This window comes from Saccharothrix hoggarensis (assembly GCF_042678885.1).
Taxonomy (GTDB): domain Bacteria; phylum Actinomycetota; class Actinomycetes; order Mycobacteriales; family Pseudonocardiaceae; genus Actinosynnema; species Actinosynnema hoggarensis.
The window spans coordinates 1-14,300 of sequence record NZ_JBHTLK010000080.1 but is presented as its reverse complement, the minus strand read 5'-3'; the positions used below and the strand labels follow the sequence as shown (position 1 = coordinate 14,300).

10 protein-coding genes and 1 pseudogene are annotated in these 14,300 nt (G+C 71.4%); 3 read left to right on the top strand and 8 right to left on the bottom strand.

The features are described 5' to 3' along the window. Window positions 1-158: 158 nt before the first annotated feature. The 4 genes and pseudogenes from ACFQ3T_RS17155 to ACFQ3T_RS17140 form a co-directional block, all read right to left on the bottom strand. A complete protein-coding gene (locus ACFQ3T_RS17155; protein ID WP_380724274.1) occupies window positions 159-3,098 on the bottom strand; it encodes a glycoside hydrolase family 48 protein in 2,940 nt (979 codons plus the stop codon). A 117-nt stretch (window positions 3,099-3,215) separates the two neighbouring features. Next, window positions 3,216-6,152, bottom strand: coding sequence for a glycoside hydrolase family 9 protein (locus ACFQ3T_RS17150; RefSeq protein WP_380724273.1), 2,937 nt, complete (start codon window positions 6,150-6,152; stop codon window positions 3,216-3,218). A 228-nt stretch (window positions 6,153-6,380) separates the two neighbouring features. After that, on the bottom strand, window positions 6,381-6,668 hold the full coding sequence (locus ACFQ3T_RS17145; protein WP_380724284.1) for a cellulose binding domain-containing protein: 288 nt from the start codon (window positions 6,666-6,668) through the stop codon (window positions 6,381-6,383). Between the two features lie 108 nt (window positions 6,669-6,776). Continuing rightward, window positions 6,777-8,612: pseudogene (locus tag ACFQ3T_RS17140) on the bottom strand (glycoside hydrolase family 3 protein); the annotation flags it as partial. A gap of 417 nt (window positions 8,613-9,029) precedes the next feature. Here ACFQ3T_RS17140 and ACFQ3T_RS17135 point away from each other — a divergent pair. The 3 genes from ACFQ3T_RS17135 (at window position 9,030) to ACFQ3T_RS17125 (ending at window position 11,227) form a co-directional block, all read left to right on the top strand. Beyond that, entirely contained in the window at window positions 9,030-10,466 is a 1,437-nt protein-coding gene (locus tag ACFQ3T_RS17135; RefSeq protein WP_380724272.1) for a glycoside hydrolase family 6 protein, read from the top strand. An 84-nt stretch (window positions 10,467-10,550) separates the two neighbouring features. After that, on the top strand, window positions 10,551-10,856 hold the full coding sequence (locus ACFQ3T_RS17130; RefSeq protein WP_380724271.1) for a hypothetical protein: 306 nt from the start codon (window positions 10,551-10,553) through the stop codon (window positions 10,854-10,856). Next, a complete protein-coding gene (locus tag ACFQ3T_RS17125; protein WP_380724270.1) occupies window positions 10,853-11,227 on the top strand; it encodes a YchJ family protein in 375 nt (124 codons plus the stop codon). Before ACFQ3T_RS17130 ends, ACFQ3T_RS17125 begins: the two co-directional genes overlap by 4 nt. A 24-nt stretch (window positions 11,228-11,251) precedes the next feature. Here the strand turns inward: ACFQ3T_RS17125 and ACFQ3T_RS17120 are convergent, their stop codons facing one another. The 4 genes from ACFQ3T_RS17120 to ACFQ3T_RS17105 form a co-directional block, all read right to left on the bottom strand. After that, window positions 11,252-12,976: an ABC transporter ATP-binding protein gene (locus tag ACFQ3T_RS17120; protein ID WP_380724269.1), complete on the bottom strand. Its 1,725-nt coding sequence runs from the start codon at window positions 12,974-12,976 to the stop codon at window positions 11,252-11,254. 22 nt (window positions 12,977-12,998) lie between these two features. Beyond that, a complete protein-coding gene (locus tag ACFQ3T_RS17115) occupies window positions 12,999-13,442 on the bottom strand; it encodes a lasso peptide biosynthesis B2 protein (protein ID WP_380724268.1) in 444 nt (147 codons plus the stop codon). Beyond that, entirely contained in the window at window positions 13,439-13,699 is a 261-nt protein-coding gene (locus ACFQ3T_RS17110) for a lasso peptide biosynthesis PqqD family chaperone (RefSeq protein ID WP_380724267.1), read from the bottom strand. The genes ACFQ3T_RS17115 and ACFQ3T_RS17110 overlap by 4 nt, the downstream gene beginning before the upstream one ends. Further along, window positions 13,696-14,300, bottom strand: a 605-nt coding sequence (locus ACFQ3T_RS17105; RefSeq protein WP_380724266.1) for an asparagine synthase-related protein, incomplete at its 5' end; no start/stop codon positions are given. The genes ACFQ3T_RS17105 and ACFQ3T_RS17110, both read right to left, overlap by 4 nt.

Here is a 14,300-nt window from a genome sequence, read left to right as displayed (position 1 = left end):
GGTGCCAGAAATGTGGCACAGCTCTCTCGCCCACGTCAACACCGAAGTTTCAACGTTGTTTCATTTCGCGCGTTCGATTCGAATGCGTTCGACAATCGAGACGATGCCGAACACCCCCCTCACCACGTCGTGAGGGGGGTGCCGGCGACCTTCGGGAACTACCCGAACAGTTCCACGTGCAGCTGGAACGCCGTGGCGATCTCAGCCTGCGCCCAGAACCGGTGGTAGGTGAAGGTCGGCGCCGGGCCGCCGTCCAGGTAAGCCTGGACCTTCGGCCAGTCCTTGTCCTGCTTGAACATCGAGCGGATGTCGACGAACGACACGCCCGGCTTCACGATGTCGCCGTTCGGCATGTCGCCCGACCAGCCCGGGGGAACGTACGGACCCTCGCGCGTCGTCGCGTTGTACACGTCGTCGAAGCGGTTGTAGTCCTTGCGCTCCTCCGGCACCGCGATGCCCTTGGTGGTCTTGTGCGACAGCAGCGCCGTCAAGAGGCCCTCACCGACGGTCTTCGCCTGGGCGTTGCCCGACTTGGCCGCGTAGTTGAGGAGCGTCTTGGCGTAGGACGCGGCGATGCCGACGTCCGTGCTGTGGTTGAGCACCTTGACCCGCAGGTTCGCGTTGGCGCCCGGGGTGGTGGCGTTCCAGTTGTCCGGCGCGCCGGTCCACTCCAGGTCCGACGGGATCTGGAACTGGCCGCCGGTGCCGACGGTGGTGTTCGCGATGGCCCAGGGGACCCACTTGTCGAGGATCTTCTTGGCCGCCGCGTTGCCGGTCATCTGGTACAGCGCCGCGGTGCGCTCCATCTGCCACGCCTGGAAGCCGAACCAGCGGTTCGACGGCGGGTCGCGCCACACCGGGTGGGCGTCGTAGAACATGCCGTAGAAGGTCGGCGTGCCGGCCGGCGGCTGGCTGTACGAGCCTTCCCACGTGTTCGTGACACCGCCGGCGATGGCGCCGTCGGCCGACTGCAGCCACTGCAGCAGTTCCAGCTGACGCGTCATGGACGTGGCCCAGTCCTGCTGACCCGTGGCCGACTTCGGCTTCAGGGCCGGCTCGTTCGCCAGCGCGTACGCGGCGAGCGGGTTCTGGTAGCCCTGGTGCGAGGCGCCGGAGCCGATGCGCCACGCCCAACCCGCGGACGTGTCGGTCGCGCCACCCCACGCGTAGTACCAGGACAGCAGGTAGTGCGCGCTGTCCTTGCCGGTGCCGCCGGGGCAGCTCGCCGGGCTGGTGCAGTTGCCGATCTTCTTGAAGTACTTGTCGAACAGCGAGTAGCGCAGGTAGTCACCCATCTTGGCCGCCTTCGCGACCTCGGGGGCGACCTCGGCGCCCTTGCCCTGCTCGGTCGCCCACTTCTGGGCCAGCAGCGCCACCTGCACCGCACGCGCGTCGGCGTCCGGGGCGTTGGTGTACTTGTACTGCTTGGCGTAGGTGGCGTCCTTGGTGAACAGGTCGAGGAAGCCGTTGGGGCCACCGTGCGCGAAGGTGTCGCACGACGGCTGCGGGATGGTCTCCCACACCGACTCCGACGAACCGCGCTGGTAGGTGTTGATGTACGCGGGCAGCGCGTCGGACTCGTCGCCGCACCGGCCGAAGCCGTAGGTGTTGTCGACGTCGAGCAGCCAGTGCATGCCGTAGATGTCGTCGGTGCCGTAGGCCGACTTCAGCTCGGCCGCGATCGGGTCACGGCCCACCGGCACGCCGGATTCGAGCTGCGACGGGTACAGGTCCATCCGCGGGTGCTCGGGAGCGTAGGTCGCGGGCTTGGACGGGTCGTACTTGTTGTTGGTCGGCTGGTCCGCCGTGGCCGGGATGATGTACTTCTCCATCGCGGCCCAGGCCTTCTTGAACGAAGACCAGTCCTCGGTGATCCGGGCGTAGCTCGCCTCCAGCCACAGGTAGTAGCTGAACGCCTCGGACGTGGTCTGGTGACCGTGGTCCGGCGCCTCGACCATCAGCGTCTCGATCGAGTGGTACGGCACCTTGAGGCCATCGGAGAAGGTGCGGAAGTAGCCGCTCGCCGGGTCGTGGATCTTGGCGTAGAGGTCCAGGAACTCCTGCTCGAACGTCGAGGTGTTGGCGCTGGTCTCCCGCACCTCGACCGTCGCCGCGGCCGCGCCGGTGGCGCTCGCGGTGAACGTGGCCGTGGCCAGGTCGCCGCCGTTGGCCGCCGAGGTGACCGTGACGTTCTGCTTGGTCGACCAGTTGGCCGGGGTGAACGTCAGCGACGCCGGACCGGCCGTCAGGTCGGTGCTGCCCGCGGAACGCGCCACGGTGACCGTCACGTTCGCGGTCGGCGCGGTGGCCAGCGAGACGCCGAAGGTCCCGGTGCCGCCCTGCCTCACGCTGAGCGACGGCGGGCTGACCTGGATCGCCTGGCCCGCGATGACGCGGATGCTGGCGATGCCGGAGTTGCCGATCCCGCCCTTGTCATCGGTGGCGCGGGCCACGATCGCGTGCTCGCCCACGGTCGCGCCCGTCCACGAACCCGTGTACGGGGCGGTCGTGTCGGTCGCGACGACCACGCCGTCGGCCAGGAACTCGACCTTGGCGACGGTGCCGTCGCTGTCGGCCGCGGTGGCCGCCAGCGGGACCGCCTGGCCGGACTGGAACGTCTGCGCGGTCGTCGGCGACGTCAGCGACACCGTCGGGTTCGCGTTGACGTTCGGGCCGGTGCAGCGCGTGCCGTTGAGCGCGAAGTCCGTCGGCGGCCGGTTCTGACCCGTCCAGGAGCCGTTGAAGCCCGGCGTGACCGACGCGCCCGTGCCGAGGTTCGGCGCCCAGCCGGGGGCCGCCACGGTGACCGCGCTGCCGCTCTGCGTGAACGTGCCGTTCCAGCCCTGCTGAACGCGCTGGCCGTCCGGGAAGGTCCACGTGAGACGCCAGTTGTTGACCGCGTCACCCTCGTTGCGGATGCTGACGTTGGCGCCGAAACCACCCTGCCACTGGCTGGTGATCTGGTAGTTGACCGTGCACGCCACGGCGGCGTTGGCCACCGGCGCGACGACCGGCATAACACCCGCGGCGGTCGCCGCCGCGGCTATCAGCGCGAGCGGACCGGTGCGCAACCGTCCCGCTCTGGTGCGGTACCTCATGCGTCCTCCTCCTGCACGGATCAGCCATTGACCCGCGAGCTTTCAAGGGGCGTGCGGCGAGTGGAGTCGGCACGGGACGCCTGGGCGCGCAGAACGCCCCGTGCCGAGAACGGGGGCCTAGGGCTCGACGCCCCAGGCGAGGGCGCCGCCGGTGTAGGCGGTGACCCGGTCGAAGTCGGTCAGCGTCGCGCTGACCCGGTAGCTGTGGTCGTTGGCCTGGTTGAAGGTCGACCAGTCGGTCTTGGCGACCCGCAGCTGGATGTCACCGGTGCTCGCACCCGCGGCGAGCGTGCCCGCGGTGAAGGACACCTGGAGGTAGGCGTCGGCGCCGGGACGCGCGTTCGGCAGCTTGACCACGGTCGCGCGCACGTTGGCGCAGCCGACCACGGCCCAGTCACAGAACACCTGGTAGTTGGCGTTCGCCGTGTCTCCGGTGAACCAGTACCGGACGGTGACGGTGGACCGGTCGACCGCCGCGGCGCCCCGGTTGACCACGGCCAGGGTCGCGCCGATCTGGTTGGCGCTCGCCGACCCGCTGCCGCGCTGCTGCACGGCGACCGGTCCGGCGACGCCGCCCGGCGTGGTCCGGAACGTGACGGCGGTGCTGGGCGCGGAGACGTTGCCCGCGGTGTCCTTGGCGCGCACGGTGAACGTGTACGCGGTGTCCGCCGTGAGCCCGGTCAGCTGGTGGCTGAGCCCGGTGGCGGTGGCCGCGACCGTGCCGTCCGCGCGCAGGACCTCGTAGCCCGCCACGGTTCCGTTGTCCGTGGACGCCGTCCACGTCAGCGTCGCGCCGGTGCTGGTGACCGCCGAGACAGACAGTCCACCTGGGACGGTTGGCGCCTCGCGGTCACCGCCGGAGTCGGTGGTGACCACCGTGACCGCGGCGCTCGCCGCCGACGCGTTGCCCGCGGCGTCCCTGGCCCGCACGGCGAACGTGTGCGACGTGGCCGGCGTGAGGCCGGTGAGCTGGAACGTCGGGGTGGCCGAGGCACCCACGACGGTGCCGTCCGCCCGCAGCACGTCGTAGCCGGCCACCCCGACGTTGTCCGTGGACGCCGCCCAGGTCAGCGTCGCGCTGGTCGCGCCGACGTTCGACGCGCGCAGCGCGGTGGGGACGGTCGGCGCCTCGCGGTCCTCGACGGCCGGGCCGGGCTCCTTGCCCCACACCACCCTGCCGTCCTGCACCAGCGTGATCCGGTCGGTCAGCGCCACCGTGTTGCCGGCGCCCAGTCCCGCGTACGACCAGTCGTTGGCCGGGTCCCAGGTGCCGGTGCTGGTGATGCGGAACTGCACCTCGTGCCGGTGCGCGGACTGGCCGCCCGGGTAGACGCCGGGGCACGGGACGTCCACGTAGTACACCGAGCCGCTGTGCTGCTTGGGCGCGGTCGGCGTGCCGCACTGGTTGTAGTTCGTGGTGACCGCGATCTGGGCGGGCGTGGTGGCGCCGTCGAGGGTGAAGTAGTAGCGCAGCGACCCGTTGAACATGCGGGCGGGCCACGCGGACTTGTTGATGACGAACGACTTGATCTCGGTGAAGCCCGCGGCGCTCTGGTTGACCGACGCCTGCACGGTCAGCTCGGGGCCGTCCGGGGTCTCCGCGACCGGGAAGTCGGCCGCCGGCGTGCCGCCGTACTCCTTGTAGAGGCGGGCGAGCGCACCGGTGAACCCGGCGTTGTAGTCCAGCGCGACCTCGTTGGCCACGAAGTCCTTGCGGTCGTCCACGTACGAGTCGTTGTTGGTGCCGGGGCCGCCGACCAGAGCGCCGTACAGGGTGTGCCTGCTGGTGGCCGGCTCCTCCATGGTGTCGGCCCACGCGCCGTGCGCGGTGCGGTGGTGCGGGTTGCGCGGCGGGTTGGCGCCGAAGCCGACGACGTAGCTGGACTTGCGCGGGTTGTCGCCCAGCGCGTAGTTGATCTGCCGCACGCCGAAGTCGTGGTAGACGCCCGCCTTCGCGGCGTCGCGCTCGCGCAGCCAGTCGCTGTAGACCAGCGCGACGAACGCGGTGTTGGCCGCGTACCGCAGGGAGCCCCACGTGTCGAGGTGCGCCTGGCCGCCCGGCGAGTACCGCACCCGGTTGCCGTTGTAGCCCGTGGTCCAGTAGTCCAGCCAGCGGTTGGCGTCGGCGATGTACTCGGCCTCGCCGGTCAGCTTGGCCATCAGGGCGTACGCGCCGTAGGACTTGTCGTCCCAGGCGATGGTCCACCGGTAGGACCGCGTGGAGGTCTGCGGCTCGGTGGACAGCTTGGGGTACTCGGCCTTGGCCTTGGCCAGGTAGCTCGCGTCGCCGGTGGCGCGGTACAGCCAGATCGCGCCCCACACCAGCTCGTCCTGGTAGCCGCTCCACGAGTTGTAGAACTTCGCGGCGTCGGTGATGCACGAGCTGTACTTGCCGCGGTAGGTGTCGGCGAAGCTGTAGAGCTGCTTGGCGTGGGTCAGCAGCGTCGCCGCGTAGGCGGGGTCGGTCTGCTTGAACACCATCGACGACGAGGCCATCGCCGCGGCGTACTCGCCGGCGAGGTCGGAGCCGGGGCAGGAGGCGTCCACCTTGTACGCCGGGCGGGGCATCTGCATGACCTCCGCCGCGCCCCACCACTTGTGGTCGTCGTCGCCCACGCCGACCTGCCCGTAGACCACGTTGGGCGACGGGTGCGCCTTGATGATCCAGTCCGTGCCCCACTTGAGGTTCGACATCAGGTGCCGCAGCTGGCCCGACGCCTCGTAGGCGTCGCGGTTCTCCACCGCGCCCCAGGCGAGCATCGAGACGGTGGCCGCGAACGGCAGGCCGAACTTCACGTGGTCGCCGGCGTCGTAGAAGCCGCCCGTGAGGTCGACGCCGACGTCGCTGCCGTCGCGGAGCGCCGAGTCCCCGCGCCAGTTCACCCGGTTGTCGGCCGGCAGGTCGCCGGACCGCTGGGCGTCGTAGAACCAGATCGACTTCTGCAGGGCTTCGCCGTAGTTGAACGCGGGCGCGGCCGTCGCCGCGGGCTGGAACGGGGTCAGCGTCAAGGCGCTGACCAGCACAGCTAGCGTGCCGGCCAGTGCTCCGGACATGCGTCGTCGCATGCGTTGCCTCCGAGGGGGCAGGGCGGTGGAGGTTTCTGGGAGCGCTCCCAGTCCGGGACTGTAACCGCAGAGAAACACCGTGAAAAGAGGGTTGGACCACAAAGCCTTGACAAGTTCGACCCAGAGGTCCTCGACCTCTGGGCCGAACGTTCGCGTCGGCTGCGCCGAATGACGCAGCGTGGGGGAGCGCTCCCAGAACGTGACCGACCGCCGGTCCTACCTCGCCCGGCAGGTCAGCTCGGGCGTCGAGGCCGTGCCGCTCGCCGTGTACCCGAAGGACCCCGAAGCGCCGGGTGCGAGGGCGCCGTTCCAGCCGACGTCGTCCACGGAGACCGACGTGGACGTCTGGGTCATCCTCCCGTTCCACAGCGAGTTGATCACCTGGCCGCTCGCCTTCGTCCAGGTGACCGTCCAGCCGTTGATCGGCGCCGTGCCCCGGTTGGTGACGGTGACCTCGGCCTGGAACCCGCCCTGCCAGGAGCTCGCGATGCGGGTCGTGGCCACGCAGCCGGAGGGCGGCGGCGTGGTCGTGGTGGTCGTCGTGCTGGTGGTGGTGCTCGTCGTCGTGGTGGTCGTGGTGGTCGTGGTAGTGGTCGTCGTCGTGCGCGGTGTGTAGCTCAGGCCGTGGCCGAGCGGGTACAGCGCGGCCTTGCCGTCACCGGCGTTGATCGGCTGCTGCGAACTGCTGTTCATCCAGGTCACGGGCAGGGTGCCGGTCGGGTTGTAGTCGCCGAACAGGACGTCCGCGACGCCGCGCCCCTCGGTGCCGGGCAGCCACGAGGCGAGCAGCGCGTCCCAGCCGCCGACCTGGCTCGAGATGTCCATCGGACGGCCCGAGACCAGCACCACGACCACCGGGACGCCCGTCGCGCGGAGCCGGTTGATCGTGTCCAGGTCCTCCCGGTCCAGCCCGAGCCCGGACGGCCGGTCGCCCTCGCCCTCGGCGTACGGGGTCTCCCCCACCACGGCGATCGCGGCCGTGTACGAGCCGTCGACGCCGGTGCCGTAGCGGTCGTGCGTGACGGTCGCGCCGGAGCCGACCGTCTCGCGGATGCCCTGGAGGATCGTGGTGCCGGGCGTGATGTTGCCGCTGCCGCCCTGCCACGAGATCGTCCAACCACCGCTCTGGTAGCCGATGTTGTCGGCCGACTTGCCCGCGACGAAGTACCGGCCGGTCTTGGCCAGCGGCAGCACGCCGTCGTTGCGCAGCAGCACCTGGGACTGCCGGACGGCCTGGCGGGCCAGGTCGCGGTGCGCGGCCGAGCCGACCGTCGAGGTCAGCGAGCGGTCGGTGAGCGGCCGCTCGAACAGGCCGAGCTCGAACTTCTTGGTCAGGATGCGGCGGTTGGCGTCGTCGATCCGGGCCATCGGCACGCGCCCGGCCTGCACCTCGGCCTTGAGCAGGCTGGTGAACCGCCGGTAGTCGTGCGGGACCATCACCATGTCGATGCCCGCGTTGACCGACGCCGCGACCTCCGCGCCGGTGAAGCCGGTCGCGCCGTCGATCTGGTCGATGCCCGCCCAGTCGGAGACGACGAACCCGGTGAAGCCCAGCTCGGTCTTCAGCACGTCGGTGATCAGGTAGCGGTGGCCGTGCGCCTTGACGCCGTTCCAGCTGCTGTAGGAGATCATCACCGAGCCGACGCCGCGGTCGACGGCGGCCTTGAACGGCGGCAGGTGCACCGCGCGCAGCTCCTGCTCGCTGATCTGGGTGTTGCCCTGGTCGTCGCCGCCGGTCGTGCCGCCGTCGCCGATGTAGTGCTTGGCGGTGGCCAGCACGGAGCTGGTGGTCCCGCCGAGCGTCGCGCCCTGCAGGCCGTCGACGTACGTCGTCATCGCGGTCGGGATCTCCGGGACCTCGCCGAAGGACTCGTACGTGCGGCCCCACCGGTCGTCGCGCGCCACGCACAGGCAGGGCGCGAAGTTCCAGTCGATGCCGGTGCCCGCGACCTCCTTCGCGGTGGCCGCGCCGATGCGCTTCACCAGCTCCGGGTCGCGCGTGGCGCCGAGGCCGATGTTGTGCGGGAAGATCGTCGCGCCGCGCACGTTGTTGTGCCCGTGCACCGCGTCCACGCCGTAGATCAGCGGGATGCCGAGCGGGGTGGACATCGCCGTGCGCTGGAAGTTGTCGTACATGTCCGCCCAGCTCTGGGCGGTGTTCGGGGTCGGCGCGGAGCCGCCGCCGGACAGCAGGGAGCCGATCCGGTAGGTGGCGAGGTCCTGCGGCGAGTCGAGCGCGCCGCGGTCGACCTGGGTCATCTGGCCGACCTTGTCGTCGAGCGACATGCGGCCGAGCAGCTGCTCGACCCGCGGGTCGGCCTGGGCCGCCACCTGGGCGGTGGCGACCGGTCGCAGCTGGGGCACCAGCACGGTGGCGACGAGGGCGACGGCCGCCAGGAAGGCGGTGGTCACCGCCACCGTGACGGGTCGGGAGGGAGTGCGCGTCATTGCGTGGCCTCCGGTCCGGGAAGGGTCTGGGAGCGCTCCCAGCCTAGGATTGTCCGTTTTTCTGCACCAGAGTTGCTCTTTTCCGCCCAACGCCGACTGCGCCGCGTGACGCAATTCGACAGATTCTCGACATCAACTTCGCCGGAGCAGTGACCCAGACCTCACTCACTCGAACGGCCCATTCCAGCCACTCTGCGCGCACCTGACGTGACCGTTTCCGAGGCACCTCGTCTCACAGCGGATCGGACGGTCTAGCCACCGCGCCGATTTCTCACGCACAGTGAGAACTCGCACCGCTCCCCTGCCGGCCACGCCCTCTTTTCCTCACCGTTTCCCAGTGGCTACAGTCCTGCCACCTGGGAGCGCTCCCAGTGCCACCGTCAGACCCCGTTCAGCACCGACGCTGCGAGGACTCCGATGCGATCACAGAACGCGGACCCCCAGGTCCCCACCACCCGCCGGCCGCGCGAGACGGCCCGGTTGGCCGCCGCGGGCGGGCTCTCCGGCGCGTTGGTGGCGACGGCGGTCGCCGTGGTGCTCGGCAGTGGCGCGACGGCCGCGCAGGCGGCCGACTCGACGTTCTACGTCGACCCGAACACCTCGGCGGCGAGGTGGGTGGCGCAGAACCCGAACGACTCGCGGGCGGCGGTGATCCGGGACCGGATCGTCGCGGTGCCGCAGGCCCGTTGGTTCACCACCACCAACACGGCCGAGGTCAGGGGTCAGGTGGACGCGTTCGTGGGCGCCGCGGCGGCGGCCGGGAAGATCCCGATCCTGGTCGTCTACAACGTGCCCAACCGGGACTGCGGCGGCGCGAGCGGCGGCGGCGCGCCGTCGCACTCGGCCTACCGGGCGTGGGTCGACCAGGTCGCCGCGGGTCTCGCGGGACGGCCGGCGTCGATCGTCCTGGAGCCGGACGTGCTGCCGATCATGAGCACCTGCCAGAGCGAGGCGCAGCAGAACGAGACCAAGGCGTCGATGGCCTACGCGGGCAAGAAGCTCAAGGCCGGCTCGGCGCAGGCGAAGGTGTACTTCGACATCGGCCACTCGGCGTGGCTCACCCCCGGCGAGGCGGCCAACCGGCTGCGCGCGGCGGACATCGCCAACAGCGCCGACGGCATCTCCACCAACGTGTCGAACTACCGGCGCACCTCCGACGAGGTCAACTTCGCCAAGGCGGTGCTCAACAACCTCGGCGACGGGCGGATGAAGGCCGTCATCGACACCAGCCGCAACGGCAACGGGCCGCTCGGCAGCGAGTGGTGCGACCCGGCGGGCCGCGCGATCGGCACGCCGAGCACGACCAACACGGGTGACGCGCAGATCGCCGCGTTCCTGTGGATCAAGCTCCCCGGCGAGGCCGACGGCTGCATCGCCGGCGCGGGCCAGTTCGTGCCGCAGAGGGCGTACGACATGGCGATCGCGGCGGGACCGACGAGCACCACGTCGTCCACCTCCTCGACCACCACCACGACCTCCACGACCACTTCGACGACTACTTCCACGACCACCTCCACCACGACGACGACCACTCCGCCTCCAGGGGACGGATGCCGGGTGACGCATCGCGTGGTGAGCCAGTGGTCGGGCGGTTACACCGGTGAGATCGTCATCGAGAACCGGGGTGCGTCCATCGACGCCTGGACCCTGACGTTCTCCGCACCCGGCGTGACCGTTTCCCAGGGCTGGAACGGGACGTGGACCGACACGGGCGACATCGTCCGCGTCGGCAACGCCTCCTGGAACGGCGGACTCGCGACCGGTGGTACCGCGACCATCGGTTACAACGCGAGCTACAGCGGCGGCACCCCTCCGTTCACTTCTCCCACTCTGAACGGCAGGGCGTGCGGCTGACGCCGTAGCCGGCCCCGAAGCGGCCCTCCTCCCCGACTGGCAGTCAACGGGAGGAGGGCCGCTTCCCCTTATATCCTTGTCGTCGTGACCGAACCGATGTCCGTCGCGCGGGCCGTCGCCCTGGCCCGCGACCCGGACGACGCGGTGCGCGAGGCGTTGTCCACGGACCCCGCCGCACCCGCCGAAGCCCTGGCGCTGCTCGCCGACGACCCGAGCCCGGCGATCCGGGCGAACCTCCTCGCCCACCCCGGCGTGCCCGCCGACCTGCGCTACCAGGTGCACGCGGGCCTGTCCGCCGAGGCCGCCGCCGGTGACCGCGAGGCCGAGAACGCGCTGGCCTGGGTCCGCTACCAGCGCTCCGGCCGCACGGCCTGCGACCGTCCCGAATGACGACCCGCTGCCCGTGCGGCCAGGGCGAGCCGTACGAGACGTGCTGCGGCCCGTACCACGAGGGCCGCCGCAAGGCGCCGACCGCCGAAACCCTCATGCGCTCCCGCTACAGCGCGTTCGCCGTCGCCGACGAGGACTACCTCCTCGCGACCTGGCACCCGACGACCCGCCCGAAGTCCCTGGACCTCGACCCGGACCAGCGCTGGATGCACCTCGAAGTGCTGTCCCACACCGGCGGCACCCTCTTCCAGACCACCGGGACGGTGGAGTTCCGCGCCCACTACCGGTGGCAGGGCCACCGGGACGTGCTGCACGAGACCAGCCGCTTCATCCGCGAGGACGGCGCCTGGTTCTACGTCGGCCCCGCCTGACCCGGCGGCCCGCCGCGGGCACGGTCACCGGATGCGCCCGTCCTCCAGCGCCACGACGGTGTCCGCGAGGTGCACGGTGGAGCTGCGGTGGGCGATGACCAGCAGCGCGCACTCCCCGGAGATCTGCTCGATGGTGCGGGCGAGGGCGGCCTCGTTGGCCGCGTCCAGGTGCGCGGTCGGTTCGTCCAACAGCAGCAGGTTCGGCCGGGGCAGCAGGGCGCGGGCGATGGCCAGGCGTTGGCGCTCGCCGCCGGAGATCATGTTGCCGTGCTCGCCGACCTGGGTGTCCAGGCCGTCCGGCAGCCGGTCGACCATCCCGACGAGGTTGGTCATGGCCAGCACCCGGTGGATCTCGTCCTCGGTCGCGTCGGGCACCGCGTAGGCGATGTTGTCGCGCAGGCTGCCGTGCATGATCGGGCTCGTCTGCTCGACCAGCCCGATCCGCCGGCGGGCCTGCGCGATGGTCAGCTCGGCGTTCAGGTCGTGCCCGTCGAGCAGGATGGCGCCGCGGTCGGGCTCGTAGAAGCGCTCGACCAGGGCGAAGATCGTGGTCTTGCCCGCTCCCGAGCCGCCGACCAGGGCGACGTGGCCGTGGTGCGGGACGGTGAACGACACGCCGCGCAGGACCGGCCGGTCGGGCTGGTAGCCGAACCACACGTCGCGCAGCTCCAGCGCGGGCGGCGGGGTGGCGGACGCGGCGGTGCTGGCGACGGCGCGGGTCCGCGCCGGCTGGTCCGCCTCCACCGGCAGTTCGGTCACGTCGTTCACGCGCTGGAGCGCGGCAAGTCCTTTTTGGAGGTTCGCGGCGAGTTCGAAGAGACCGGCGGCCGGCATCGCGATGTAGCTGACGTAGAGCAGGAACGCCACCAGCTCGGCGAGCGTCAGGTGCCCGTCCGCGACCCTGATGCCGCCGATCACCAGGACGACGATGAGCGACCCGTGCGCCGACAGGGTGACCGCGGGTCCCGCGATGGAGTCCAGCCGGGCGGACCGCAGGTTCTGCTCGTAGCTCAGGCGGGCGCACTCCCCGATCCGCTCCCGTTCCCGGTCCTCGGCCCGCATCGACCGGACCGTGCGGATGGCGGTCAGCGCGCGTTCGAGTTCCGCGGACAACCGTCCCAGGTGGTCCTGCGCCTGCCCGGTGGCGTTGCGGATGCCGCTCAGCACGAACAGCGTGATGCCGCCGATACCGCCCACGACCACGGCGACGACGAGGAACAGCAGCGGGTCGATCAGCACCATCGCGACCAGTCCGCCGACGACGATGAACACGCCCGCGACGAGGTCGACCACGTCGTAGGCGATCGCGTCGCGCAGGAGCGTGGTGTCGCTGGTGGTCCGGGACAGCAGGTCGCCGACGCGGTGCCGGTCGTACAGCCGCATCGGCAGCCGCAGCAGGCGGTCGACGAGGCGCATCCGCAGGCTCAGCACGATGCTCTCGCCGGAGCGCTCCAGCCAGTACCGCCCGAGCGTGTCGGTGACCGCCGCCGCGGCGAACACGACCGCGAGGAGCACGAGCATCCACGCGATCGCACCCCCCTCGGTGACGAGCTGCAGGGTGCGCATGGCCACCAGTGGTTGGAGCAGCCCCAACCCGGCGCCGAGGAGGGTGAACAGCAGCGCGACGGCGATCGGTTTCCGGTGGCCGCGGGTCGTGGCGGCCAGGTGGCGCAGCCCTACCCGGGGCGGCGGCTCGTCCTCCGTCGGCATCGGCTCGGCGGCGTGGGTGTTCGGTGCGGTGACCGTCATGTGGTGCTTTCCCGTTTCTCGGTCAGGGACGGTGGTGGCGGGCGGGTCGTGGCGCGGGTCGAACGGTCATCAGGACGTGCAGGAGCTCGGTGCCCGGGGGTTCCCCGACCGGGCGGCCTTCCGCCTCCACCCAGGCGTGCGCGGAGAACGGCGCAGTGCGCACCCCGACGCGCCACGTGGGCCAAGAGCCCTTCACCCGGCAGAGGAGGGCGGTGGCGATCGAGCGCGGCAGGCAACCTGGTCCCGCGCACCGCAGGCTGACGGCGGTGACGGCGTCCCGCGCGGCCAGCGCTTCGGCGTGGCCGGCCGGTCTCGCCCCCGCGCTCAGCACGGTCAGCAGCGACCGGATGCGCTGCGGCGGCAGCCGGGCCACACCCCGCGCCACCGCGGTGATCACCCAGCAGAGGACGCGCAGGCGCGGGCCCACGCGGCGGGACCGGTCCGGCAGCGCGGCCTGGGTGCTCATCGGCGCACCGCCAGGCCCGCCGTGCACAGCTGTCCCACGACGTCCGCGACGTCCGCGTCCACCGTGGCCGGGTCGGCGGCGCCGCGGGCGAGCAGCAGCCCGACCACCTGCTCGTGGTCGCCGCCTTCCAGCAGGGTGTGCAGCACGAACGAGCCGGTGGAGTTGAGCTGCCAGTACCGGCCGGTCCTCTCGTCCAGCAGGACGGCGCCGTCCTCGGTGCTGGTCAGCGACACGTGTTCGGCCAGGCGCAAGGTCATCCGGGTGCTCCCGTCACGAGGTCCGTGGGTTGCCCGGCGCGGTCCAGGTCGCGCAGCCACCGCTCGCAGCCGGCGGTCTGCTCGACCATGATCGGCGTCGCGTCGGAGGTCCACACCCCCGTCAGCGCCGACCGCAGCCGGTCCACGTCGATCAGCCCCAGCCCGGCGAGCTTCCCGTTCTCGCACAGGGCGAGGAGATCGGCGCGGTAGTGCGGCAGGGCGGCGTACTCGGGCGAGGTGCCGCCCTTGGTGGAGCGGGTCGAGGACCGGTCCGGCACGACGCCGCGCAGGGCTTCCGCCAGCAGCGGCTTGTACCGCCACGGGGTCGTGCGCTCGTGGGCGCGCACGGCGAGGCAGGCCTCGGCCACCCGGTCGTCCAGGAACGGCGCGGCCACCGGGAGCCCGTCCGCCGCGGCGGCCATCGCGGTGCGGCGCATCAGCCGGCCGCCGTGCCGCACGAGCTGCACGGCGTCGTGCACGGCCTTGTCCGGAGGGGTCGCGGGCGCCTCGTCGGCCGCTTGGAGCAGCAGCCGACGGGCCGCGTCGACGGCGTCCGCGGTCGCCCACGGCGGCAGCTCGACGGCGTCCGGGTAGCCGCCGG